This is a genomic window from Halomonas rhizosphaerae, from assembly GCF_030012485.1.
GTDB lineage: Bacteria > Pseudomonadota > Gammaproteobacteria > Pseudomonadales > Halomonadaceae > Halomonas > Halomonas rhizosphaerae.
The window spans coordinates 15,231-38,401 of sequence record NZ_JASCQQ010000010.1 but is presented as its reverse complement, the minus strand read 5'-3'; the positions used below and the strand labels follow the sequence as shown (position 1 = coordinate 38,401).

The following is a 23,171-nucleotide window of genomic DNA, read 5'->3' as shown; positions in this document are numbered from 1 at the left end:
TGTCCTGAAGTATAGCGAGGGGAGTATAGCGAGGGCACCCGCCCGGAGCACTCGAGTGAGCGAGCTAGGAGAACATCTCGTCGCCGACCTCGTCGATGAAGCGCTGCGCCTTGCTGACCATCAGGGCGTCACAGGCCTCGCGACCGGGCAGCATGTCGGAGCGCTCGAAGCGATGCTCGAGCATCTCGCCCTCCTCGCCATCGGTGGCGGGCAGCGGCTTGCGGATCCAGCCGCTGACGCGGTACTGACCACCCTGGTCGGCCGGTTCGGAGATGATCAAAAAGCCCTTGTACTCCACCGGCTCGGCGGCCGAGGCGTTGCCGGACTTGCTATCGCCACCGCCGAGCAGGCCGGATAACAGTTTCTTGAACATGGTGCTCTCCTCACAGGTGATGGGCCTCCACACGACGACGCCGGCGGCAAGCCGGCGTCGAGGAAGGCATGACGGTCCGTCTCAGTCCTGCCTGCGGCCCTTGCCGGCAGCGATGCGCAGGCGCAGGGCGTTGAGCTTGATGAAGCCCTCGGCATCCTTCTGGTCATAGGCGCCGGCATCGTCCTCGAAGGTGGCGATGGACTCGTCGAACAGCGACTGGTCGGAACGGCGGCCCGCCACGGTGGCACTGCCCTTGTAGAGCTTCATGCGCACCACGCCGGAGACGTTCTTCTGGGTCTCGTCGATGGCCGCCTGCAGCATGCGACGCTCCGGGCTCCACCAGTAGCCGTTGTAGATCACCTCGGCATACTTGGGCATCAGCTCGTCCTTGAGGTGCGCCTCCTCGCGGTCGAGGGTCAGCGACTCGATGGCGCGGTGGGCGCGCAGCATGATGGTGCCTCCCGGCGTCTCGTAGCAGCCGCGGGACTTCATCCCCACATAGCGGTTCTCGACGATGTCGAGGCGGCCGATGCCGTTGTCGCCGCCCAGCGTGTTGAGCTTCTCGAGCACCTCGTGGGGCTTCATCGGCACGCCGTCGATGGCCACGATATCGCCCTTCTCGTAGGTCAGCTCGATATAGGTAGGGGTGTCCGGCGCGGCCTCCGGCGACACGCTCCAGCGCCACATGTCCTCCTCGGCCTCGGCCCAGGGGTCCTCGAGAATGCCGCCCTCGTAGGAGATGTGCAGCAGGTTGGCATCCATCGAGTAGGGCGACTTCTTCTTCGTGGAGGAGAAATCCACCGGGATGTCGTGCTGCTGGCAGTAGGCCATCAGCTTCTCGCGGGAGGTGAGATCCCACTCGCGCCAGGGCGCGATCACCTTGACGCCGGGCTTCAGCGCATAGGCGCCGAGTTCGAAGCGCACCTGGTCGTTGCCCTTGCCGGTGGCGCCATGGGAGATGGCGTCGGCACCGGTCTGGTTGGCAATCTCGATCAGGCGACGGGCAATCAGCGGGCGGGCGATGGAGGTGCCGAGCAGATACTCGCCCTCGTAAATGGTGTTGGCGCGGAACATCGGATAGACGTAGTCGCGCACGAACTCCTCGCGAAGATCCTCGATATGGATCTCCTTGACCCCCAGCGCCTGGGCCTTGGCGCGGGCCGGCTCGACCTCCTCGCCCTGGCCGATGTCCGCGGTGAAGGTCACGACCTCGCAGTCATAGGTTTCCTGCAACCACTTGACGATGACGGACGTATCCAGGCCGCCGGAATAGGCGAGCACGACCTTCTTGACATCGGACATGCTGAGGCTCCTCTCGTAACAGTCGTAAAGACGGTGATTATAGCGCGACGAGCCTGCAGCGAATACCGGCGACGCGACTCGCTGATGGCAAGCTGCTAGACTTTCGCGGTTTCAAAACACGATGGCCCAGACAAGGAGAGGTGCATGAGCGAGGCGATCGCCCGCGAACTCATGGCGCAGCGATTCCGCAGCTTCCTGCCCGTGGTGGTGGATCTGGAAACCGGCGGATTCAATCCCGAGGGCGATGCGATCCTCGAGATTGCCGCGGTCACCCTGACCATGGACCCGGAAGGCAACCTGATCCCCGACGCCACCTATGCCTACCATGTCACTCCCTTCGAGGGGGCCAACGTGGAGCAGTCGGCGCTGGACTTCACCGGCATCCGGCTGGATGACCCGCTGCGACGACAGGTGGCCGTCAGCGAGGCCGAGGCGCTGGGCGAGATCTTCCGCCCGGTGCGCAAGTCCATCAAGGCCCATGGCTGCACACGGGCCGTGCTGGTCGGCCACAATGCCGCCTTCGACCACGGTTTCCTCAACGCAGCAGTGAACCGCTGCGGCATCAAGCGCAACCCCTTCCATCCCTTCTCGAGCTTCGACACGGCATCGCTCGGTGGCCTGGTCTATGGCCAGACCGTGCTGGCCCGGGCCTGCCGCGCCGCGGGCATCGAGTTCGACAACAGCGCGGCCCACTCGGCGCGCTACGACACCGAGCGCACCGCCGAGCTGTTCTGTGCCATGGTCAACCGCTACAAGGACCTGGGCGGCTGGGCCCTGGCCCAGAAGGAGCAGGGGCTGGAAGAGTAGCCGCCCGGCGGCACCCTTTCAGCAAGAGAGAGCCCCGCAGGCCGTTGCCTGCGGGGCTCTCGTCTGGTGCAGCGCTGACAGGCGCGACGGCGCGACCCTCAGGCCTGAGGGTCGCCCTCGCTTGCCTCGGCGCGGGAGGCCGCGGCCTTGACCAGCTTTTCGAGCTCGCCGCTCTGGTGCATCTCGACCACGATGTCACAGCCACCGACCAACTCGCCCTCGACCCACAGCTGAGGGAAAGTCGGCCAGTTGGCCACCTTGGGCAGCTCGGCGCGGATGTCCGGGTTATCCAGGACGTTGACGAAGGCGAAGCGCTCGCCACAGGCCATCAGGGCCTGGACGGTCTGGGCGGAGAAGCCGCACTGCGGCAGCTGGGGGGTACCCTTCATGTAGATCAGGATGGGGTTCTCGCCGATCTGGCGCTGGATGTTCTCGACGGTGGTGCTCATGACATCTCCCTTTCTCGTGTGGCCGGATCTCGACGGACCGGGCCGCGATAGACCGTGGCCGGCAGGCGCCCGGGCAATACCCGAGCAAGCTGGTCGGCCTTGTGGATGAGGGCCATTCTACTGATGACGGGCGCGTTGCGCATCCCCCGTGGGCTGGCTAGGATGGTCGTTTTTTCCCGTGGAGCGACACCATGGCCACCCGCCATTTCCTCACCCTGCTTGACCTCAGTCCGGACGAGCTGCGCTACCTGGTCCAGCGCGCCATCTCGATCAAGAACGGCCTGAAGACCCACGGGCCGACCTACACGCCCTTCGCCAACCGCACCCTGGCGATGATCTTCGAGAAGTCCTCGACCCGCACCCGGGTCTCCTTCGAGACCGCCATGGCGCAGTTCGGGGGCCATGCGCTCTTCCTCTCGCCCCGCGACACCCAGCTCGGCCGCGGTGAGCCCATCGGCGATACCGCGCGGGTACTCTCGGAGATGGTCGACGCGGTGATGATCCGCACCTTCTCCCACGAGGGACTGGAGGCATATGCCGCCGCCAGCACGGTGCCGGTGATCAACGCGCTCACCGACGACTACCATCCCTGCCAGCTGCTCGCCGATGTGATGACCTGGACCGAGCTGCGCGGCAGCGTCAAGGGCCGCACCGCGGTGTGGATCGGCGACGGCAACAACATGTGCCATTCCTGGATCAACGCCGCCCGCCAGTTCGACTTCCAGCTGCGCATCTGCTGTCCGGAGGGCTACGAGCCCCGCCAGGACATTCTCGCGGCCGCCGGCGACCGGGTGACCATCCTCCGCGATCCCCAGCAGGCCGTGGCGGAAGCCGACCTGGTCACCACCGACGTCTGGGCCTCCATGGGCCAGGAAGAGGAGCAGGCCAGGCGCGAGGCGGACTTCGCCGGCCTCCAGGTGAGCGAGGCGATGCTCGACCGGGCGAAGGAGGACGTGCTCTTCCTGCACTGCCTGCCCGCCCATCGCGGCGAGGAGATCAGCACGACCCTGCTCGATGATCCGCGGGCCGTGGTCTGGCAGGAGGCCGGCAACCGCCTGCATGCGCAGAAGGCACTGATCGAGTTCCTGCTGCTGGGGCGAGTGGAGGGGTGAGGGATGCTGCCCCGCCCGGCGTGGAGGCTGCCACGGCGGGGCATGTTAGACCTTGGTATGACATCAACCTTCGTCGCATGTATAATGCGCTGCAGCAGAATCCCTTCAGGAGATGCGGCAGCATGATAGATGACACCCCCAGCACCCACGGCATGCAGCGCAGCCTGCGTCAGTGCCTCTCCAACATGGCCGCCCTGCTCTATCGCCAGGGGCACGTCCTCGAGACGGTCACCGTCCCGCACCGCGGCCTCGACCGCAACGCCCTCAAGGCACTCGGCGAAGCCGACCGCGACTGGGCACCCTGCCAACACATCCTCGAGACCAGCCGGGCCGCCACCTGGAACGACCAGCAGCGCTTCGTGCTGACCGGCCTCGGCCGCGAACTACTGTTTGACATGTTCGGCGAAGGGGCCGCCGACTGCGCCTGAGGCGGACAGGACGCCATCCCCTCTGATGCCCGGGTACGCGACGAGATTGCGTGCCCGGGCATCTTTGGTTAAGTTGGCAGGACTTGTCGGGGAGCCCCGGCACGCTCATGGAGCCGTGCACGGGGGCTGAGATCGGTACGGCCGAACCCGTTGAACCTGATCAGGTTGATGCCTGCGGAGGGAACAAGCGCGTGTCATTCCTGCCCGCCCCCTGCCGTCATCCCCCCTGGTCAGCCATGCCTGCTGCTGGATGGCCGCTATCGTGACACACACCACCGATCACATCGCCGTCGCCGGCGCCGGCCTGCTGGGGCGCCTGGTCGCCTGGCAGTTGCTCGGCGACGGCCACGCCGTCACCCTCTACGACGCCGGGGACCTGGACGCCCCGCCCGCTGCCGCCTGGACCGCCGCCGGCATGGTCGCCCCGCTCTGCGAAACGGCGATCTCCGAACGCTGCGTTTACGACATGGGCCGCTTCGCCCTGGCCCAATGGCCGAGGTGGCTCGAAGCCCTCGACGCTCAATCGCTGTGGCAGCAGAACGGCAGCCTGATGGTAGCGCACCCCCAGGACCTGGGTGAGCTCACCCAGTTCCGCCGCGACCTCGACCATGCGCTGGGCGGCGACTCCCCCTGCCGGACGCTCGACGCCCGGGGGATCCATCGGCTGGAGCCCGACCTGGCGCCCGGCTTCCACCAGGGCCTGTTCCTGCCGGACGAGGCCCACCTGGACAACCGGGCCCTGCTCACCCGCCTGCTGGACGAGATTCGCGCCCTGGGCGGGGAGTGCCATGCCCACTGCCCGGTGGAGACCTTCCCCGGCGAGGTCGTCACCGCCGACGGCCCCCGGCGCTTCGACCTGGTCGTGGACTGTCGAGGCACCGGCGCCCGACCGCGCCACCCGAGCCTGCGGGGCGTGCGCGGCGAGACCCTGCACGTGCGGACGGCCGAGATCCAGCTCTCGCGGCCGGTACGGCTGATGCACCCCCGCTACCAGCTCTACGTGGTCCCCAAGCCGGAGGATCGCTTCGTCATCGGGGCCACCCAGATCGAGAGCGAGGACCGCTCGCCCATGTCCCTGCAATCCTCGCTGGAGCTGGGCAGCGCCCTCTATACCCTGTCCCCGGCCTTCGCCGAGGCGCGCATCCTGGAGCAGGGGGTCAACCTGCGTCCCGCCTTCCTCGACAACCTGCCACATGTCACTCAACAGCAGGAGCTGATCACCGCCAACGGCCTGTTCCGGCACGGTTACTTGCTGGCACCGGCCGTGGTCTGCCACCTGCTGGCCGGGATCCGCGGCCACGGTGACCGGCCCTTCGCCGACACACTGGCGGCACGCCCGCCGCAGGAGAACGCCGCATGAACCAGATCACCCTGCGACTCAACGACGAGACCGCCCGCCTTCCCGCCGGCACACCGCTCGCCGACGCCCTGCAGGCGTGGCACTACGCCGACCGCCGGGTCGCGGTGGCGGTCAACGGCGAGTTCGTGCCCCGCTCGGCCTACGCCGGACGGGTCCTGCAGGAAAACGACCGTATCGATATCGTGGCCCCGGTAGGAGGTGGCTGATGGACGCGCTGCACGACGATACCCTGACGCTGTATGACGAGGCCTTCGCCAGCCGCTTCCTGCTCGGCACCGCCCTCTACCCCTCGCCCACGGTGATGCAGCAGGCCATCCGGGCCGCCGGCTGCGAGATGGTGACCCTGGGCCTGCGCCGGCAGAACCCCGCGGCCGGCGACGGCGAGGCCTTCTGGCAGATCCTGCGCGACAGCGGCTGCCGGCTGCTGCCCAACACTGCCGGCTGCCGCTCGGCCCGGGAGGCCATCACACTGGCGCAGATGTCGCGCGAGCTCTTCGACACGCCCTGGATCAAGCTCGAGGTGATCGGCGACGACTACAACCTGCAGCCGGACCCCTTCGGTCTGCTGGAGGCGGCCCGGGAACTGATCGACCAGGGCTTCAAGGTGCTGCCCTACTGCACGGACGATCTTGTGCTCTGCCAGCGCCTGCGCGACGCCGGCTGCCAGGCGCTGATGCCCTGGGGCTCGCCCATCGGCACCGGCCGCGGCCTGATGAACCGCTACGCCCTCCAGACCCTGCGCCAGCGCCTCGACGTGCCGCTGATCATCGATGCCGGCCTGGGCGCGCCATCCCAGGCCGCCGAGGCCATGGAGATGGGCTTCGACGGCGTGCTGCTCAACACCGCCGTGGCCCGGGCCCATCGCCCGCCGCAGATGGCCGAGGCCTTTGCCGAGGCCATCCGCGCCGGCCGCAAGGCCTACCTGGCCGGACTCATGCAGCAGCGCCAGACTGCCAGTCCCAGCACGCCGACGGTGGGCCAGCCCTTCTGGCATCGCGATGGCAGATAGTCCCGGCGCAGGAGCCGCCGGGGGATGACGTCGGGACGGGGAAGTCTGCTATCGTCTGCCCGAGGCGACCCCGTAGACGAAAGGAGGCACCCATGAGCAGCCAGACCCTCCCCGATACCATGGCCGCCATGCTGCTGACCGGGCATGGTGACGTCGACAAGCTGGTCTACCACGACGACGTGCCGACCCCGCGACCGGGGCCCGGCGAGGTGCTGGTGAAGGTCACGGCCACCGCCAAGAACAACACCGACCGCAAGGCCCGCGAGGGGCTCTATCCGGTGAAGAAGGGCGAGGTGACATCGTTTGCCATGGGCGGGACGCCGACCCTGACCTTCCCGCGCATCCAGGGCGCCGACATCGCCGGGCGCGTGGTGGCGGTGGGCGACGGGGTCGAGGCCTCGCGGATCGGTGAGCGCGGCCTGCTCGACTTCAACCTCTATCCCGACGCCCGGCGCGACATCAACTTGACCCCGGACTACTACGGCCACGGCGCCGACGGCGGCTTCGCCGAATACGTCGCCGTGCCCTCGGACCAGTTCCACCATGTGCCCAACCCGGAGCTCAGCGACGCCGAACTCGCCGCCATGGGCATGTGCTCCTACCAGACCGCCTACCATATGATGACATCCGCCCGAGTAAGCGCGGGTGAACGAATCCTCGTCAGCGGCGCCAGCGGCGGGGTCGGCACGGCGCTGATCCAGCTGTGCCGTATCGTCGGCGCGGTGCCCTATGCGGTGAGCCAGCAGGAGAAGGCCGAGGCCCTCAAGGCGCTCGGCGCGGAGGCGGTGATCGACCGCGGCGACCTGGCGGGCTTCGCCGAGCGGGTGCTCGAAGCCACCGGGGGCGCGCCCATCGACGCGGTGATGGACCTGGTCGGCGGCGAGATGACCGACCGTTTCATCGACACCATGATCCAGGACATGAAGGCACGCACCACCTACCCTCGCCTCTCCATCGCCGGCGCCAGCGGCGGCAACATCAGCGAGATCCTGTGGACGCGCATCTACCTCTATCAGGTGCAGATCTTCGGCGTCTCCCACGGTACCCGCGCGGAGGCCGAGCAGCTGATCGCCTGGATCCGTGCAGGCGAGCTCAGGCCGGTGCTGCACGCCGCCTTCCGGCTCTCCGACCTGCATCAGGCCGAGCGCTACTTCGTCAGCCGCGGCAGCAACTTCCTGGGCAAGATCGTGATCGTCCCCGACAGCCAGTGGGACGAGCATGGCGCGCCCTTCGCCCTCGAGGGACACTCATGAGCCAGGCACTGACCCTGCAACTGATCGACACCCACGCCGGCGGCGATGTCAGCCGCATCGTGGTCGGCGGCATCGAGCCCCTGCCCGGCGCCACCGTCAGGGACCAGATGCACTACCTGCGCGACGACGCCGATGGCCTGCGCAAGCTGCTGCTGGAGGAGCCCTACGGCATTCCCGAGATGTCGGTCGACCTGATCGTGCCCGCCACCGACCCGGCCGCCGAGGTGGGCTACATCATCATGGAGGTGATGGGCTATCCGATCTACTCCGGCTCCAACACCATCTGTACCGCCACGGCGGTGCTGGAAAGCGGCCTGGTGCCCAAGCAGGAGGGACGCCAGCGCTTCAAGCTGGAGTCGCCGGCAGGACTGGTGCAGATCGAGGCACTGGTCGAGAACGGCGTGGTGGAGGCGATCACCTGCGGGGGCCTGCCCAGCTATATCGACACCTACCGCGCCAGCATCCATGTGCCTGGCATCGGCGACGTGACCTACAGCGTTGCCTACAGCGGCGGCTTTTACGCCCTGGTGGACGCCACCGAGTTGGGCTTCCACCTCAACCGCGACGAGGAGCGGGAGCTCGCCGACTGTGCCCACCGGATCGTCGAGGCGATCCAGGCCGAACGCGGCTTCTCCCACTACACCCTGGGCGACGTGGGTCCGCTGCCCTTCCTGCACTTCATGGGCCCCGTCGAACAGGTCGCCGACGACTTCTACCGCTCCCGCTCGACCACCTACGTGCATCCCGGCGTGATCTGCCGCAGCACCACCGGTACCGGCACCTCGGCGCGCCTGGCGCTGATGCGCCACGAGGGCACCATCGAGCCCGGTGACAAGCTGGAAACCGTCTCGCTGCGCGAGACCGGCTTCATCGGCGAGTTCACCGGCACGCGACAGGAAGGGACCCATACGGTCGTGGAGAACATCATCACCGGCAAGAGCTACGTGCTGGCCCGATCCGACATCGTGGTCAACTGCGACGACCCCCTGGTGGCGTGCGCCGGCCTGCACCATATCCTCAGCGCCGGCCAGGCCTCGTCCGACTGAACGCCGCCCGGCGGGCGACGTACTCGCCGGGCCCCGGGACGAGATCCGCTCACCAGGTCCGGCGAAAGCGCATCGCGGTGACCACCCGCTCCCGGGCCATCTCGACGGCCGCCTGACGGGGGAGCCCCCCGGTCGCCTCGGCCCGCTGCAGCACCTCGGTGACGTTGGCGCGGACCTTCTCCGCGATGCTGGCGAGGGCCTCCCCCTGGCTGCCGCCACGATACTCGACGGCCGCGCAGATCACCCCGCCGGCATTGACGATGAAGTCCGGCAGCACCAGCACGCCGCGCTCGGCGAGCCGCCGCTCCGCGGCCTCGGTCACCGGGATGTTGGCCCCCTCCGCCACGACCCGAGCCCGAAGCCGATCCACGTTGCCCTCGTGGATGACGTCGGGCCGTGCCGCCGGAATCCAGATGTCGCACTCGGCGTCGATGATGGCATCGCGCCCCCCGCCCTCGCCGCCCGGGAACTCGGCCAGGCGTCCGCCCTGACGCTTCCAGTCGACCAGCGCCGGGACATCGAGGCCCTCGGCTCGCGTCAGGCTGCCCGCGGAATCGGACGCCGCCACCAGTTGCGCGCCGCGCTCGACGAGAAAGCGCGCGGCGTTCATGCCGACCGCCCCGAAGCCCTGGATGGCGACCCGTGCGCCGGCGAGCGGGAAGGCCGCGAAGGGCTCGGCCGCCTCGAGGGCGACGGCCAGGCCGAAACCGGTGACACCGATCTCGTCCAGGGGAATGCCGCCGATCTCCCTCGGCAACCCCACCGAGCGCCCGATGACGTCGTGCACCCAGGCCATGGTGGTCTCGTCGGTGCCCATGTCCGGGCCGACGATGTAGTCCTTCACGTCCTTCAGCGCATGGGCGTAGGCGCGGACCAGCCGCTCCTTGTCATCGGCCGGCATCCTGGGGTCGGCGAAGATCACCGCCTTGGCCCCGCCATGGGGCAGGCCGGCGGCCGCGTTCTTCAGGGTCATCGCGCGGGCCAGCCGCGCACACTCCGCCAGGCTTACGTCCGGCGCCATGCGCGTCCCGCCGATGGCCGGCCCTGCCGCCACGTTGTCGACCACCAGGATGGCCCGGAGCCCCGTGGCCGGGTCATGCAGGTAGAGGATCTTCTCGGGCCCCAGGTCGTCGGCCAGATCGAAGGCATCGCGCATCGCCGCACTCCCCAACACGTCTCCCTGAGGTCAAGCTAGCAGGCTTCGCCCGGAATGGCGCCATGACTGACGGGACTCCCTGGGGCAGGACGTCAGGCCGGCGTCACCGCCAGCGCCAGTCCAGCTCGAAGGGCGTGATGTCGCGGAAGGTGCCGGCCCGGCTCATCTCGCGCCGCAGGGGGAAGGCCGCCAGGGCCTCGGCCGGGTCGAGTCGCGCCAGTCGGTCGAAGTCGATACCCTCCCACGACTCGCGGGTGACCTTGGCGCTGAAGAGGTAGCGGGCCCGGAACTCGCCGCTGTCCGGGACCTTGACCCGGTGATGGCCGGAGACCAGCACACGCTCGATGCCCGGCAGCCGCGCGAAGACCGTGCCCAGCACGCGGAAGGCCACGCCATGCACGTGGCGCCGATAGAGCTCGCGCTGTCGCGTGGCGCCGAGCTTGCGCGGCGAGAGCTTGAGGCGCTTGGCCGGCATGGTCCAATAGCGGTCGGGCAGCTCCTCCTCGCCGGGCAGGTCGATGTCCAGGGCAATGGTGCGACAGTCGTCACTCAGTTCGAAGTCGACCAGCGTCTCGCGCGGCCAGCCCAGCTCCTCCAGCCGCTCAGCCAGCGTCTGCTGCATGGCCTCCGGGTCGTCCCAGGCCGCGACCTCCTCGCGCTGCTGACGCTCGAACTCGCGGGCATCGAACTCGGCCTTCTCCCATTCCCAGGCACGATAGGCCTGCGCATGCGACGCCTCGCGGCGCGCGTTCTCCCGCTCGAGCCGTGCCCGGGCAGCCGGCCAGAGGGCATGCCGCCAGTCGGGCTGTTCCGGGGTCACCGGCGTGGGAGGAGACACCGGGTAGCTGCGCGGCTGATAGCCGGCGGCCCCTGATGGCGGCGTCTGCTCGTGCAGGCACTCGAGAGAGTCGAGATCGGCGTTGAGTTGCTCGCAGTGCGAGGCGAGTGCTGCGCGTATCGCCGCCTCGCCATGGCGCCGCAGCGCCCGGGCCTCGGCATCGGGAAGGCGGCGCCCATCGGGATGCCGGTAGCGGATCTCCCCGTTGGCGGCGATATCCAGATACACCGGCAGGCCCTCGCCTCCCTCACCGGATGCCAGCTGCAGACGGATACCGGGCGGTCCGACCGAGAGCCCGGGACGCAGCCTGCAGGTAATGAGTCGCGCACCGGGTGCGAGACGAATGCGACGCTGGAAGCGAAATCCCACGATGGCCTCTCCCTGATGACCGGACCCGAGCTACAGGGTACTGCACTGTTCGTCATTCGTAACGAAGGATATCGGGCCGCCATGCGAGCACTGGCATTCGCCAAGCTGGGCGAGGAAATCGACCTGCCGGAAGGGCTTCAATGGCCACCAACCGTGGCGAATTTTTCGGGAGTTTTACGGGCGCACGAAAAAGCCGCCTAGCGGGGTACGCTAAGCGGCTGATTCGATGTGTCTTGTTGGTGGAGCCTAGCGGGATCGAACCGCTGACCTCAACACTGCCAGTGTTGCGCTCTCCCAGCTGAGCTAAGGCCCCACGTCGTTCCCGTCCTGCGAGAACGGAGCGAATATTACGCAGCCCTTCCGGAGGCGTCAACCCCATGAGGGCATTTTCACTCTTCTGCCTTGTGCCAATTCCCCTTAGGGACGGGATGTGCCAACCTACCAAGACTGATACCGAGCCGGACGACATGTTGGCAGCTTCCTAGCCAGGCCCCGTCTCGGGACGACACTCACATACCACGTCTTCAGGAGCGTCTGCGTTGATCAGGGTTCTCGTCGCCGATGACCATCACCTGGTACGGACCAGCATCGCCCACCTGCTGAATGCCGAGCGCGGGATCCGCGTGGTCGGTGAGGCCGCCGATGGCGAGGAGGCCATCACCAAGGCGCGCAAGCTCGAACCGGACATCGTGCTGATGGATATCCGCATGCCCGGGATCGGCGGCCTGGAGGCTACCCGCAAGATCAACCGCTTCGCCGGCGACATCCGCATCCTGGTGCTGACGGCCTTCATCGAGGAGACCTTCGCCCAGCGCCTGCTCGAGGCCGGCGCCCACGGCTTCATCAGCAAGGGCTGCCAGCACGACGAGATGGTCGAGGCGATCCACTGCGTGTTCGGCGGCAAGCGCTATGTCAGCCCCGAGATCGCCCAGCGGCTGGTGTTGTCGCGCATCGATGCGCCGGACAACCCCTTCGACCAGCTCTCCCAGCGCGAGCTCCAGGTCGCGATGATGGTCGTCAACTGCCAGCGCGTCGCCGACATCGCCGACCGCATGTTCCTCAGCCCCAAGACCGTCAACACCTACCGCTACCGGATCTTCGAGAAGCTCGGCGTGACCTCCGATGTGGAGCTGACCCACCTCGGCCTGCGCCACGGCCTGGTCGACGGCTTCAGCGACGCCGACTGAGCGCCTTCCCGAGGGTCCGGATCTGGTAGAATAGGGCTTCCGCTTCCCGTCCCCGGCACGCCGTTTCCATGAGCTTCGATTCCCGCGACTTCCTCGGCAGCGTCAGCGAATCCCCGGGGGTCTACCGCATGCTCGACGAGCACGGCGAGACCCTCTATGTCGGCAAGGCGCGTCGTCTCAAGGCGCGCCTGGCGAGCTACTTTCGCGGTGCGCTCAACACCAAGACCCAGGCCCTGGTCGGCCGCATCGCCGACATCCAGGTGACGGTGACCAACAGCGAGACGGAGGCCCTGCTGCTCGAGCAGACGCTGATCAAGGAGCTGCGCCCGCCGTACAACATCCTGCTGCGCGACGACAAGTCCTACCCCTTCGTCTTCGTTACCGACCGCCACCCCTTCCCCGCCCTGGAGTACAAGCGCGCCCGGGTGCGCCGCGACGATGGACGCTACCTCGGCCCCTACCCCAGCAGCGGCGCCGTGCGCGAGAGCCTGTCGCTGATGCAGAAGATCTTCCGCATCCGCAACTGCGAGGACAGCGTCTTCGCCCACCGCACCCGGCCCTGCCTGCAGTACCAGATCCAGCGCTGCAGCGCCCCCTGCGTGGGCCATATCAGCGAGGCGGACTATCGGCGTGACCTGGAGCATGCGGTGATGTGCCTCGAGGGCAAGAGCGATGCGGTGACCCGCGAGCTGAGCGAGGCCATGGAGGCCGCCAGCGCCCGGCTTGACTTCGAGGAGGCGGCCCGCCTGCGCGACCAGGTCCAGCACCTGCGCCAGATGCAGCAGCGCCAGTTCGTCGACACCGGCGGCGGCGATGCCGACGTCTTCGCACTGGCCAGCCGACCCGGGGCGCTGTGCATCTCGGTGCTCACGGTCCGCCAGGGCCGCCTGCTGGGGGCTCGGCACCATGCCCCGGCCAACGGGCTCGACCTGGGCCCGGAGGCGCTGCTCGGCGACTTCATCAGCCAGTTCTACCTGGGCCAGGCCAGGGAGATTCCGGCCGAGGTGATCACCAGCCACCCGGTACCGGATGCCGACCTGATCGCCCGCGCGCTCGGCGAACGCGCCGGCAAGCGCATTCGCCTGACCGCCCAGGTCCGCGGCCATCGCGCCCAGTGGCGGGAGCTGGCCCGCACCAATGCCGAACAGCAACTCGCCAGTCAGCTGGCCAGCCAGACCCAGCTCTCGAAACGCTTCGCCGCCCTGCGCGAGGCCCTGGCACTCGAGGACACCCCCCGCCGCCTGGAGTGCTTCGACATCAGCCACAGCCATGGCGAGGCCACGGTGGCCTCCTGCGTGGTGTTCGACGAGAACGGGCCGCGCAAGTCCGACTATCGCCGCTTCAACATCGAGGGCGTGGCCGCCGGCGACGACTATGCCGCCATGCGCCAGGCGCTGACCCGCCGCTTCAAGCGCCTCACCGAGGGCGAGGGCGAACGCCCCGACATCCTCATCGTCGACGGCGGCAAGGGGCAGCTGAACATGGCCCGAGAAGTGTTCGCCGAACTGGGCGTGAGCGGCATCTCCCTGCTCGGCGTGGCCAAGGGCACCACACGCAAGGCCGGGCTCGAGACGCTGTTCGTCGAGACCGTCGACCGCAGCCTGGACCTCGACGGCGCCTCCCCGGCGCTGCACCTGATCCAGCACATCCGCGACGAGTCGCACCGCTTCGCCATCGCCGGTCATCGGGCACGACGCGACAAGACGCGGCGCACCTCCACCCTGCAGGACATTCCGGGCGTGGGGCCGCATCGCCGACGCGAGCTGCTGCGCTTCTTCGGCGGCCTGCAGGGGGTCAGGCAGGCCAGCCGCGAGGAGCTGGCCCGGGTCCCCGGCATCAGTGCCACAATGGCCGAGACGATTCATCGCGCCCTGCATGGATGAGTCGGGCCCCGACGGATAGAATGAGGGGGTTTCCGGTATCTCTCATGGCAAGGACCGCACCTCCCGATGAATATCCCCAACCTGCTCACCCTGGCCAGAATCCTGTTCATCCCGCTGCTGGTGGTGCTGTTCTATCTGCCCTTCACCTGGAGCATGCCACTGGCCGCCGCCCTGTTCGCGCTGGCCGCGGTGACCGACTGGCTCGACGGCTACCTGGCCCGGCGCTGGGACCAGTCCACCCCCTTCGGCGCCTTCCTCGATCCGGTCGCCGACAAGCTGATGGTGGCCGTGGCCCTGGCGCTGCTGATCGAGCGCTACGAGGCCATCTGGCTGACCCTGCCGGCGCTGGTGATCATCGGCCGCGAGATCGTCATCTCGGCGCTGCGCGAGTGGATGGCCGAGATGGGCAAACGCGGCCAGGTGGCGGTCTCGTGGATTGGCAAGGTCAAGACCACCCTGCAGATGGTCGCCCTGCTGGTGCTGCTGGCCTTCGCCCCGGGGACCTCCGTTGCCCTGCTGGGCGTGGCGACGCTCTACGTGGCGGCCCTGCTGACCCTCTGGTCGATGTTCCTCTACCTCAAGGCGGCATGGCCGCACCTGAGCAGCTCGATGCGCTGAGGAGTGGTGAAAACTGTTTGACAGTCACCGACTTATCCGTATAATTCGCTCTCGAGTCAGGCGGGAATAGCTCAGTGGTAGAGCATCGCCTTGCCAAGGCGAGGGTCGCGAGTTCGAATCTCGTTTCCCGCTCCATTCCCCACGAATGGCACGACTCATGAGGCTGGATGGCAGAGTGGTTATGCAGCGGACTGCAACTCCGTGTACGCCGGTTCGATTCCGACTCCAGCCTCCATCATTCCCCTAGCTGCCCGCTCGGAACCGTGCCGCCCGGATGGCGAAATTGGTAGACGCAAGGGACTTAAAATCCCTCGGTGGTAACACCGTGCCGGTTCGAGCCCGGCTCCGGGCACCAGCTTTCCTGCACCCTTCCAGCAAGCGTCGGGCGCGACCCTCCAACGGGACGCCGTGACATGATCCTGCCGCGCCTGCGCGACCCTTACTTCAATTACCAGCATCGGCGCAAGCTGCATGTGCTGCGCATCGTGCTGGCCCTGTGCTTCACCTTCGGCATCATCGAGTTCTTCGCCATCCAGCACAGCGGCTGGGCGCTGGTCAGCACCATCATGGTGATGGGCAACCTGCCGCATATCGGCGGCGTGCTCGACAAGGGGCGCCAGCGTCTGCTGGGCACCCTGCTCGGTGCCGGCTGGGGCCTGCTGCTGATCCTGCTGCCGCTGCCCTGGCCGCCCCTCGTTCCCGTCGCCGCCCTCGCCGGCATCGCCGTCGCCACCTGGCTGACCTTCAGCAACCGGCACGGCTACAGCGGCCTGATGTTCGCCATCAGCCTGCTGCTGGTGATCGGCGACGGCACCCAGGAACTCGGTATCGCCCTGTGGCGCGCCTTCGACGTGCTGCTCGGCACCCTGGTGGGCATCGCCGTCACGGTGCTGGTGCTGCCGCAGAAGGCCACCGACATGATGCGCTTCATGCTGGCCGACAACCTGGACCGCATGGCCCGCCTCTACCATGCTCACACCTCGGCCACGGCGGCCCCCGACATCGATGCCCGCGAGATGCTCAAGGCCACCAGCAGCCTGCTGGTCAAGCAGCGAGGCCTGGTGGATGCCATCCATCGCGAGCGTCGGCTGAGCCGCGACGAGCTGGACGACCTGATATCGCTGCAGCGGCGCATGCTCTCCACCATCGAGCTGCTGCTCGAGACTCACTGGACCAGTCGCGACGGGCACGAACACATCGACGCCATGAGCGGACTCCGCGAGGAACAGCATACCCTGGCGCGCGGCATCGGCACCCTGGCCTTCCAGGTGCGCACCGGACAGCCGGTCGACGTGACCATCACCCCCTTCGAGCTGCAGCGCCACGCCGAACTGGCCGGCAATGCCCGGTCCACCGATGGCCGCATGCTCTTCAGCCCCAGTGGTTACCTGTGGCTCAATCGGGAACTGGCCCGCCTCACCGCCGACCTCACCCGGCGCCTGGGCGGCCTCGAACGCCTTCCCAGCCGGCGGCTGCGTCGCCGGGCCCCCCACCACGGCCTCAACGAAGCCCCCTCGGCCATCACGCGAGCCACAACGCAAGAAGGAAAGGCAGATGACAGACGGCAAGCATGAAGTGCTGGTCATCGGCGGCGGGGTCGCCGGGCTGGTTCTGGCACTTGAGGTGGCCGACCATCGCCGGGTGACGCTGCTGCGACCGGCCAGCGACGACCAGGGTGCCAGCCGCTGGGCCCAGGGCGGGATCGCCGCCGTGCTCTCCCCCCAGGACGACATCGAGGCCCATGTGGCCGACACCCTGGTGGCGGGGGATGGCCTGTGCGACGAGCGGGCGGTGCGCTTCACCGTGGAGCGGGGGCCCTCGGCCATCGAGTGGCTGCTGTCACTGGGCGTCCCCTTCACGCCGGACGCGAGTCCCGATGCCGGCTATCCCTACCACCTCACTCGCGAGGGCGGCCATGGCGCGCGGCGCATCATCCATGCCGACGACGCCACCGGCCGTGCCGTGGTCGAGACCCTCAGGCAGCATGTGGAGGCCCACCCGAACATCCGCCTGTGTGGCGAGCTTACCGCCATCGGCCTGATCGGCGACGGCGAGGGCCGCTGCCGCGGGGCACGCTGCCTGGATGCCGATGGCCGGCTGCAGGAGCTGCCGGCCGAGGACACTGTGCTCGCCACCGGCGGGGCCAGCGGCCTCTATCGCCATACCACCAGCCCCCAGCCGGCCAGTGGCGAGGGCATGATGATGGCCGCCGAACTCGGCGCCGAGCTGATGAACCTGGAGTTCCAACAGTTCCACCCCACCTGCCTCTATGACCCCGAGGGCCCCGCCTTCCTGGTCAGCGAGGCGGTACGCGGCGAGGGCGGGCTGCTGATCAACGCCGCGGGCGAGCGCTTCATGCCGGCAGTGGACCCGCGGGCCGAACTGGCGCCCCGCGACATCGTTGCCCGGGCCATCGATGCCCAGATGCAGCACACCGGCACCGATCATGTCTTCCTGGACATCCGCCACCTCGGCGAGGCCGCCATCCGCCATCACTTCCCGACCATCCATGCCCACTGCGCCAGTCGCGGGCTGGACATCGTGCACCAGCCAATCCCGGTCGTCCCGGCCGCCCACTACAGCTGCGGCGGGATCACCACCGACCTCGAGGGCGGCACCACCGTCCCGCGACTGCACGCCATCGGCGAGGTGGCCTGCACCGGCCTGCACGGGGCCAACCGCATGGCCAGCAATTCCCTGCTGGAGTGCCTGGTCTATGCCCGCAGCTGCGCACGACGGCTACGCTCCGCCGAGGCGGAGCCGGCTGCCGAGCTGGCCCCGGCCCACAGGGGCGAGCATCGCGTCTCCCGGGACGACATCGAGGAGATCCGCGAGGCAATGCGCCAGCTGATGAGTGCCCGCGTGGCCATCGTGCGCACCGACCAAGGGCTTGCCGAGGCCGCCCACGGCCTGGCGCAGCTGCATCGGCGTCTCGCCCCCCGCATGACGGACGCCATACCCACGGTGCCCCTGGTGAACCTCTGGCATGCGCTGCGCCTGGCGCGCCTCACCGTGGCCTGCGCCAGGGCAAGGCGCGAGTCCCGCGGCCTGCACTTCAACCCCGACTGCCCGGTCCACGGCGACGCGACCCCGCACCCCTCGCGGATTCGGCTGCAGGCCCTGGAGGCGATGTGACCCCGTGGCCCTGAGCGCTGGCCTGGGCGCTCAGGGCAGCGGCAGCAGTTCCCGGCGCAGGCGACGCAGCGACTCGGGATCGCTGCTGTCGGGCCACAGCCACAGGCGCCGCCCCTCGACCCTCAGCCCGATCAGCCAGGGACCCAGGTAGTCGCAGCGCAGGCTCACCGCGCGCCAGGCCTGGTCGGCACTGTCGCGCCAGGACCACTCCACGCCACCCGCCGCCTTCGGCGTGCCACGCAGTTCGCCACGCGGGCGCTGCCGGGCCAGCGTCACCAGCACCCCGCCCAGCACCATCGCCGCGAGCACGCCGGCCCAGGGCGGTGCCACCGCTGCCACCAGACCGGCAACCGCCGCGGCCGAGAGCCCATGGGCGGCCAGCGATAGCCTAGAGGTTGCGATAGCGATCGTTGTCGGTGGTCTCGGCATGCTCGACGATCATCTTGACGATGCGCCGCCGCGCCGGATCCTCGGGCCACTCGCGGCGCATCAGCCAGGCGAACAGGTCCTGGTCCTCCTCCTCGATCAGTGACCGGAAGGCCGCCTGGTCGGCCTCGGCCAGGTCGCCATAGCACTGCTCGAGAAAGGGAATCAGCAGCAGGTCCAGCTCCCACATGCCGCGACGCGAATGCCAGTAGAGGCGCTTGCGGAGGGTCGCTTCCGGAGACGAATCGTCGTTCAAGGTCGGCCTCGTTGGGTCGGATGAGTGTGGCGTCAGTATACCCGAGCCCCGCCCCGCCGGCAGCCTGCCGCCCCCTCACTCCCCGCCGGCTCGAGAAAAGGTCGTAGTGCGTTGTTTTCTCGAGACTTGCACAGTATGCTTTGGAAAAACAACAACGCCGGGATCGCGTCGACCCAGGCAGGACCGCACGGAGTAGAGCCGATGACCAAGTCCGAACTGATCGAACAGATCGCCATGCGACAGCCGGAGCTGTCGGTCAAGGAGGTCGAGGCGGCGGTGCGCCTGATCCTCGACGACATCACCGACACCCTGGCCGAGGGGGGACGCGTGGAGATCCGCGGCTTCGGCAGCTTCTCGCTGCACTATCGCGAGCCCCGGGTGGGTCGCAACCCCAAGACGGGGGAACCTGTCGCACTCGACGGCAAGTTCGTGCCACACTTCAAACCCGGCAAGGAGCTGCGCGAACAGGTGGATGCCAGCCGCGCGCTCGGCTACTGAGCGGCGCCCAGCGACCGCCGTCTCTCCTTCAACCGACATGGGAACAAGCACATGCGTTGGCTAAAAGGCCTGATCCTGGCCATTATCCTGCTGGCGGTGCTGCTGATCGGCATCCTCTTTGCCGTCAACAACCAGCAGGCCCTGCCCCTCAACCTGATCTGGATCGAGCTGCCTGCAGCCTCGCTCTCCGTCTGGCTGCTGGTCTCGCTGGCCGTGGGCGTGCTGCTGGGCATGCTCGCCATGAGTGGCGTCTACCTGCGCCTGCGCACCCTGCTGACCCGCGCCCAGCGGCACAACCAGCAGCAGCGCAAGGAGCTCGACCGCCTGCGCGTCCAGGAGATGAAGGAACTCCCCTAGAATGCCCGATGTCTTCCTGCTGGCCCTGCTGGTGGTGGCCGTCGCCATCGGCTGGTGGCTGGGCCGCCGGGAGCGCCAGGGCACCGGCAGGACATCACAGCCGCCGGCGCTGGCGCGGGACTACTTCGTGGGCCTCAACTACCTGCTCAATGACCAGCAGGACAGGGCCATCGAGACCTTCATCGGTGCGCTGGAGGTCAACAGCGACACCATCGAGACGCACCTGGCGCTGGGCAACCTCTTCCGGACCCGGGGCGAGGCCGACCGCGCCCTGAAGATCCACCAGAACCTGCTCGCCCGCCCGACGCTGACCGCCGAGCAGAGCGACCGGGTACAGCTCGAGCTCTCCCGCGATTTCCTCGCCCTGGGCCTGCTCGACCGCGCCGAGCGCCTTCTTCAGGGCCTGGTGCGCGACTGCCAGGATGACGAACTGCGCAATGCGGCCAGGCGGCTGCTGGTCGACCTGCTGGAACGGGAGGGCGAGTGGCAGGCCGCGCTGGATGTCGCCCTGCCCAGGCTGGTCCGACAGCACGACGACATCCGCCGCGCGGCGGCGCACTGGCTCTGCGAACTGGCCGAACAGGAGCGTCATTCGGCCAGCCCCGTGCTGGCGCGGCGCCACCTGCGCCAGGCCCTGGCCACCGACCCGCACTGCGTGCGCGCCAACCTGCTGCTGGCCGCCATGGAGCACGATACCGGCCAGTACAAGCCGGCCATCCGACTGCTCAGGCGAATTCCCGACCAGGACCCGGCCTTCACCCCCACCATCCTCGAGCCCCTGGCCCGCGCCTATCGGCTGCTGGATGACGAGGAGGGCCTGATCCGCTGCCTGCAGGAGCTCCTCGAGCAGGCGCCCTGCACCAGCGTGATCACCCGGCTGGCCGAGACGCTGCGCCACCACCACGGCAACGACCGGGACGCCCTGGCGCTGGTCACCGCGCAGCTCGACCGGGAGCCCAGCCTGGGGGCGGTGCACTACCTGCTGACCCTCTACCGGCACAACGCCAGTGGCGAGGAGCACGAGCGCCTCGCGCTGCTGCAGCACCACACCCACGCCCTGGTGCAGGCCCTGCCCCGCCACCGCTGCCGACGCTGCGGCTTCTCCGGCGAACGGCTGCACTGGCAGTGCCCCCGCTGTCGCAGCTGGGGCACCACCAAGCCCATCACCGGCATCGAGGGCGAGTAGCCAGGGTCAGTCGCCGGCCAGCTCGCCCTCGATGGTGGCCAGGGCGGCCATCGGCTCCTCTGCCTGGGTCACCGGCCGCCCCACCACCAGGTGGGTGCTGCCGGCGGCCATGGCATCGGCAGGGGTCATGACGCGACGCTGATCGCCGGCCACGGCGAAGCTCGGACGGATGCCAGGGGTCACCTTGAGGAAGTCGCTGCCGCACAGCTCACGCAGGCGCGACGCCTCCTGCGCCGAGCAGACCACCCCGTCCATGCCACTGTCACGGGCCAGCACGGCCAGCCGCTCGACCTGGTCGGCAGGTGAGGTCTCGATGCCCACTTCCGCCAGGTCGGCGGCTTCCATGCTGGTCAGCACCGTCACCGCGATCAGCCGGGTCGTCAACCGCTGGCGGTCGAGGCGCTCACGGGCCGCCTCCATCATCCGGCGGCCACCGCTGGCGTGGACATTGACCATCCACACACCCTGCTCGGCGGCGGCCTGGATCGCCCCGGCCACGGTATTGGGAATGTCGTGGAACTTGAGGTCCAGGAACACCTCAAAGCCGCGGCCGTGAAGGGCATCGAGCACTTCGGGCCCGCTGCGCGTGAAGAGCTCCTTGCCCACCTTGAGCCGGCAGCGTGAGGGATCGAGGCGATCGGCCATGCACAGGGCGGCGTCCAGGGAGGCATAGTCGAGGGCGATGATCAGGGGGGAGGCGGTGGGCACGGGCTGGCTCCTGGCGGGTTGGGTGGACCGGCCAAGTATATCAGCCATGGCCTACGGCGCATGTCCGCCAGGTCGCCGACACGCCTTCCGTAATCGCTGACATGACTCGACCGCATTCGATGACACGGGTGCGGCCGGGAGCCCACTAGCTTGAAAGGGGCAGGCCGGCGCCGCGCGGTGTCGGCCGCAACCACCCAGGAACAAGGAGAGTGATCATGATTACCGCCATCACGCGACGCCTGCCCGGCCTGCTGCTGGTCATGCTGCTCGGCCTCGCCCCCTTTGTCGCCGGCCAGGCGCTGGCCCAGGAGATGGAGCCGATCAACGTCAACAGTGCCGATGCCGAGCTGCTGACCGAGTTGCCCGGCATCGGGGAGACTCGCGCGGCCGCGATCGTCGAGGACCGGGAGGCGAACGGCCCCTACGAGAGTGCCGAGGCGCTGACGCGAGTCAACGGCATCGGCGAGGCCACCGTGGAGGGACTCGCCGATCAGGTGACCTTCTGAGCGGGGCTGCGCCTGCCAACCACGACGACGCCGGCCGCTCGGCCGGCGTCACCCCCTCGACCCTCGGCGGCCGCCTAGAGGCGCAACCCGCCGTCGCACTCGACCACGCGTCCGGTGAAGTAGTCGTTGGTCATGATGAAGGCCACGCTCTCGGCGATGTCCTCGGGTTGGCCGAGCCGTCCAAGCGGCACGCCCGCCGTCAGCTTGTCGAGCATGTCCTGACGCATCGCGGCCGTCATGTCCGTCTCGATGAACCCCGGCGCCACTGCCCCCACGCGAATGCCGTAGCGTGCCAGCTCCGTTGCCCAGGTCGTGGTCAGCGCCACCACACCGGCCTTGGCCGCGGCATAGTTGCTCTGGCCCATGTTGCCGGCCCGCGAGATGCTCGAGATGTTGACGATGACGCCACGGTGGCCCGCCTCGATCATCTGTACCGACGCCTCGCGCCCGCACAGAAAGACGCCGGTCAGGTTGACGTCGATCACCTGCTGCCACTGCTCCAGCGGCAGGGTCTTCTCCACCTTGCCATCCCTGGCCTTGACGAGCAGGCCGTCGCGCACGATGCCCGCATTGTTGACCAGGCCGTGGACCGGGCCCAGCGATGACGCGATGTCGCGGAACGCCTGCGTCACCGACGCCTCGTCAGCCACGTTGACCACGAAGCCGCGGGCCTCGATCCCGTCGGCATGCAGGGCGGAGACGGCATCGTCGAGGCTATCGCCGTCCATGTCCATCAGGGCGAGCCTCGCCCCCTGACCACCGAGCCGGCGTGCCATGGCCAGGCCAAGGCCGCGGGCACCGCCGGTGATGGCGATAACGGTACTGTCGAGTTTCATGGGCGCTTCTCCAGGGGATGGGAAATCGCGCAGTCGGCGCGGTTGCCGGGCAGCCGCCGGCGCGGGGCCAGTG

Annotated in this window: 26 protein-coding genes, 4 tRNA genes, 1 pseudogene and 1 riboswitch; of the genes and pseudogenes, 21 read left to right on the top strand and 10 right to left on the bottom strand. The window is 68.5% G+C overall.

Features of this window, described 5'->3' with window-relative positions:
* Window positions 1-64 precede the first annotated feature (64 nt).
* Both QLQ86_RS05305 and QLQ86_RS05300 read right to left on the bottom strand, forming a co-directional pair.
* Window positions 65-373, bottom strand: a complete 309-nt coding sequence (locus QLQ86_RS05305) for an HlyU family transcriptional regulator (protein ID WP_282734550.1) — start codon at window positions 371-373, stop codon at window positions 65-67.
* Window positions 374-454: 81 nt separating this feature from the next.
* Window positions 455-1,699, bottom strand: a pseudogene (locus tag QLQ86_RS05300) (argininosuccinate synthase); the annotation flags it as partial.
* 120 nt (window positions 1,700-1,819) lie between these two features.
* Between QLQ86_RS05300 and rnt the strand changes: the two are divergent.
* On the top strand, window positions 1,820-2,482 hold the full coding sequence (gene rnt / locus QLQ86_RS05295; protein WP_282734551.1) for a ribonuclease T: 663 nt from the start codon (window positions 1,820-1,822) through the stop codon (window positions 2,480-2,482).
* Between the two features lie 98 nt (window positions 2,483-2,580).
* Here the strand turns inward: rnt and grxD are convergent, their stop codons facing one another.
* Window positions 2,581-2,931: a Grx4 family monothiol glutaredoxin gene (gene grxD / locus QLQ86_RS05290; RefSeq protein WP_282816148.1), complete on the bottom strand. Its 351-nt coding sequence runs from the start codon at window positions 2,929-2,931 to the stop codon at window positions 2,581-2,583.
* 191 nt (window positions 2,932-3,122) lie between these two features.
* On the opposite strand from grxD, the gene argF reads away from it, so the two are divergent.
* The 7 genes from argF to QLQ86_RS05255 all read left to right on the top strand — a co-directional run bounded on the left by argF (window position 3,123) and on the right by QLQ86_RS05255 (window position 9,139).
* Window positions 3,123-4,043: an ornithine carbamoyltransferase gene (gene argF / locus QLQ86_RS05285; RefSeq protein ID WP_282816147.1), complete on the top strand. Its 921-nt coding sequence runs from the start codon at window positions 3,123-3,125 to the stop codon at window positions 4,041-4,043.
* Between the two features lie 122 nt (window positions 4,044-4,165).
* Window positions 4,166-4,471, top strand: coding sequence for a hypothetical protein (locus QLQ86_RS05280; protein ID WP_282734554.1), 306 nt, complete (start codon window positions 4,166-4,168; stop codon window positions 4,469-4,471).
* A gap of 77 nt (window positions 4,472-4,548) precedes the next feature.
* Window positions 4,549-4,671: riboswitch (TPP riboswitch) on the top strand.
* 62 nt (window positions 4,672-4,733) lie between these two features.
* Window positions 4,734-5,831, top strand: coding sequence for a glycine oxidase ThiO (gene thiO, locus QLQ86_RS05275; RefSeq protein ID WP_282734555.1), 1,098 nt, complete (start codon window positions 4,734-4,736; stop codon window positions 5,829-5,831).
* Window positions 5,828-6,037, top strand: a complete 210-nt coding sequence (gene thiS / locus QLQ86_RS05270) for a sulfur carrier protein ThiS (RefSeq protein ID WP_282734556.1) — start codon at window positions 5,828-5,830, stop codon at window positions 6,035-6,037. Before thiO ends, thiS begins: the two co-directional genes overlap by 4 nt.
* The gene (locus QLQ86_RS05265) at window positions 6,037-6,840 is read left to right on the top strand and encodes a thiazole synthase (protein WP_282734557.1); all 804 of its coding nucleotides are present in this window, start codon (window positions 6,037-6,039) and stop codon (window positions 6,838-6,840) included. The genes thiS and QLQ86_RS05265 overlap by 1 nt, the downstream gene beginning before the upstream one ends.
* Before the next feature lie 92 nt (window positions 6,841-6,932).
* Entirely contained in the window at window positions 6,933-8,093 is a 1,161-nt protein-coding gene (locus QLQ86_RS05260) for a zinc-binding dehydrogenase (protein WP_282816146.1), read from the top strand.
* Complete coding sequence (locus QLQ86_RS05255) at window positions 8,090-9,139, top strand: proline racemase family protein (protein ID WP_282734559.1); 1,050 nt, start codon at window positions 8,090-8,092, stop codon at window positions 9,137-9,139. The genes QLQ86_RS05260 and QLQ86_RS05255 overlap by 4 nt, the downstream gene beginning before the upstream one ends.
* 49 nt (window positions 9,140-9,188) lie before the next feature.
* On the opposite strand, the gene QLQ86_RS05250 is transcribed toward QLQ86_RS05255, so the two are convergent.
* Entirely contained in the window at window positions 9,189-10,295 is a 1,107-nt protein-coding gene (locus tag QLQ86_RS05250) for a Glu/Leu/Phe/Val family dehydrogenase (RefSeq protein ID WP_282816145.1), read from the bottom strand.
* Between the two features lie 103 nt (window positions 10,296-10,398).
* On the bottom strand, window positions 10,399-11,502 hold the full coding sequence (locus QLQ86_RS05245; RefSeq protein ID WP_282816144.1) for a DUF4236 domain-containing protein: 1,104 nt from the start codon (window positions 11,500-11,502) through the stop codon (window positions 10,399-10,401).
* A 15-nt stretch (window positions 11,503-11,517) separates the two neighbouring features.
* Here QLQ86_RS05245 and QLQ86_RS05240 point away from each other — a divergent pair, with 15 nt between their 5' ends.
* Window positions 11,518-11,703 (top strand): hypothetical protein, encoded by a 186-nt coding sequence (locus QLQ86_RS05240; RefSeq protein ID WP_282816143.1) that lies wholly within the window; start codon window positions 11,518-11,520, stop codon window positions 11,701-11,703.
* Between the two features lie 36 nt (window positions 11,704-11,739).
* Here QLQ86_RS05240 and QLQ86_RS05235 read toward each other — a convergent pair.
* A tRNA-Ala gene (locus tag QLQ86_RS05235) sits at window positions 11,740-11,815 on the bottom strand.
* A 226-nt stretch (window positions 11,816-12,041) separates the two neighbouring features.
* Here QLQ86_RS05235 and uvrY point away from each other — a divergent pair.
* The 8 genes from uvrY (at window position 12,042) to nadB (ending at window position 18,325) form a co-directional block, all read left to right on the top strand.
* A complete protein-coding gene (gene uvrY / locus QLQ86_RS05230; protein ID WP_282734630.1) occupies window positions 12,042-12,689 on the top strand; it encodes a UvrY/SirA/GacA family response regulator transcription factor in 648 nt (215 codons plus the stop codon).
* 68 nt (window positions 12,690-12,757) lie between these two features.
* Window positions 12,758-14,572 carry an excinuclease ABC subunit UvrC gene (uvrC, locus tag QLQ86_RS05225; protein WP_282816142.1) on the top strand — a complete coding sequence of 605 codons (1,815 nt, stop codon included), beginning with the start codon at window positions 12,758-12,760 and terminating at the stop codon, window positions 14,570-14,572.
* Between the two features lie 66 nt (window positions 14,573-14,638).
* The gene (pgsA, locus tag QLQ86_RS05220; protein ID WP_282816141.1) at window positions 14,639-15,190 is read left to right on the top strand and encodes a CDP-diacylglycerol--glycerol-3-phosphate 3-phosphatidyltransferase; all 552 of its coding nucleotides are present in this window, start codon (window positions 14,639-14,641) and stop codon (window positions 15,188-15,190) included.
* 60 nt (window positions 15,191-15,250) lie between these two features.
* A tRNA-Gly gene (locus tag QLQ86_RS05215) sits at window positions 15,251-15,325 on the top strand.
* Between the two features lie 26 nt (window positions 15,326-15,351).
* A tRNA-Cys gene (locus QLQ86_RS05210) sits at window positions 15,352-15,425 on the top strand.
* Between the two features lie 33 nt (window positions 15,426-15,458).
* A tRNA-Leu gene (locus QLQ86_RS05205) sits at window positions 15,459-15,545 on the top strand.
* A gap of 58 nt (window positions 15,546-15,603) precedes the next feature.
* The gene (locus tag QLQ86_RS05200) at window positions 15,604-16,764 is read left to right on the top strand and encodes an FUSC family protein (RefSeq protein ID WP_282816140.1); all 1,161 of its coding nucleotides are present in this window, start codon (window positions 15,604-15,606) and stop codon (window positions 16,762-16,764) included.
* A complete protein-coding gene (gene nadB / locus QLQ86_RS05195; RefSeq protein WP_282816139.1) occupies window positions 16,745-18,325 on the top strand; it encodes an L-aspartate oxidase in 1,581 nt (526 codons plus the stop codon). The genes QLQ86_RS05200 and nadB overlap by 20 nt, the downstream gene beginning before the upstream one ends.
* 30 nt (window positions 18,326-18,355) lie before the next feature.
* Here the strand turns inward: nadB and QLQ86_RS05190 are convergent, their stop codons facing one another.
* Both QLQ86_RS05190 and QLQ86_RS05185 read right to left on the bottom strand, forming a co-directional pair.
* Window positions 18,356-18,754 carry a protein YgfX gene (locus tag QLQ86_RS05190; protein WP_326521267.1) on the bottom strand — a complete coding sequence of 133 codons (399 nt, stop codon included), beginning with the start codon at window positions 18,752-18,754 and terminating at the stop codon, window positions 18,356-18,358.
* Complete coding sequence (locus tag QLQ86_RS05185; protein ID WP_282734636.1) at window positions 18,714-19,007, bottom strand: FAD assembly factor SdhE; 294 nt, start codon at window positions 19,005-19,007, stop codon at window positions 18,714-18,716. The genes QLQ86_RS05190 and QLQ86_RS05185 overlap by 41 nt, the downstream gene beginning before the upstream one ends.
* A gap of 201 nt (window positions 19,008-19,208) precedes the next feature.
* Here QLQ86_RS05185 and QLQ86_RS05180 point away from each other — a divergent pair, with 201 nt between their 5' ends.
* Genes QLQ86_RS05180 through lapB form a run of 3 tightly spaced genes read left to right on the top strand, consistent with a single transcriptional unit; the run spans window position 19,209 to window position 21,048 of the window.
* On the top strand, window positions 19,209-19,505 hold the full coding sequence (locus tag QLQ86_RS05180; RefSeq protein WP_040187190.1) for an integration host factor subunit beta: 297 nt from the start codon (window positions 19,209-19,211) through the stop codon (window positions 19,503-19,505).
* A 51-nt stretch (window positions 19,506-19,556) separates the two neighbouring features.
* A complete protein-coding gene (locus QLQ86_RS05175; protein ID WP_282734637.1) occupies window positions 19,557-19,862 on the top strand; it encodes a LapA family protein in 306 nt (101 codons plus the stop codon).
* Between the two features lies 1 nt (window position 19,863).
* Window positions 19,864-21,048, top strand: coding sequence for a lipopolysaccharide assembly protein LapB (lapB, locus tag QLQ86_RS05170; RefSeq protein ID WP_282816137.1), 1,185 nt, complete (start codon window positions 19,864-19,866; stop codon window positions 21,046-21,048).
* A gap of 6 nt (window positions 21,049-21,054) precedes the next feature.
* Here the strand turns inward: lapB and pyrF are convergent, their stop codons facing one another.
* Window positions 21,055-21,756: an orotidine-5'-phosphate decarboxylase gene (pyrF, locus tag QLQ86_RS05165; protein ID WP_282734639.1), complete on the bottom strand. Its 702-nt coding sequence runs from the start codon at window positions 21,754-21,756 to the stop codon at window positions 21,055-21,057.
* 215 nt (window positions 21,757-21,971) lie between these two features.
* Here pyrF and QLQ86_RS05160 point away from each other — a divergent pair, with 215 nt between their 5' ends.
* Complete coding sequence (locus QLQ86_RS05160) at window positions 21,972-22,262, top strand: ComEA family DNA-binding protein (RefSeq protein ID WP_282734640.1); 291 nt, start codon at window positions 21,972-21,974, stop codon at window positions 22,260-22,262.
* 74 nt (window positions 22,263-22,336) lie between these two features.
* Here the strand turns inward: QLQ86_RS05160 and QLQ86_RS05155 are convergent, their stop codons facing one another.
* Complete coding sequence (locus QLQ86_RS05155) at window positions 22,337-23,098, bottom strand: SDR family oxidoreductase (RefSeq protein ID WP_282734641.1); 762 nt, start codon at window positions 23,096-23,098, stop codon at window positions 22,337-22,339.
* Between the last annotated feature and the right edge of the window lie 73 nt (window positions 23,099-23,171).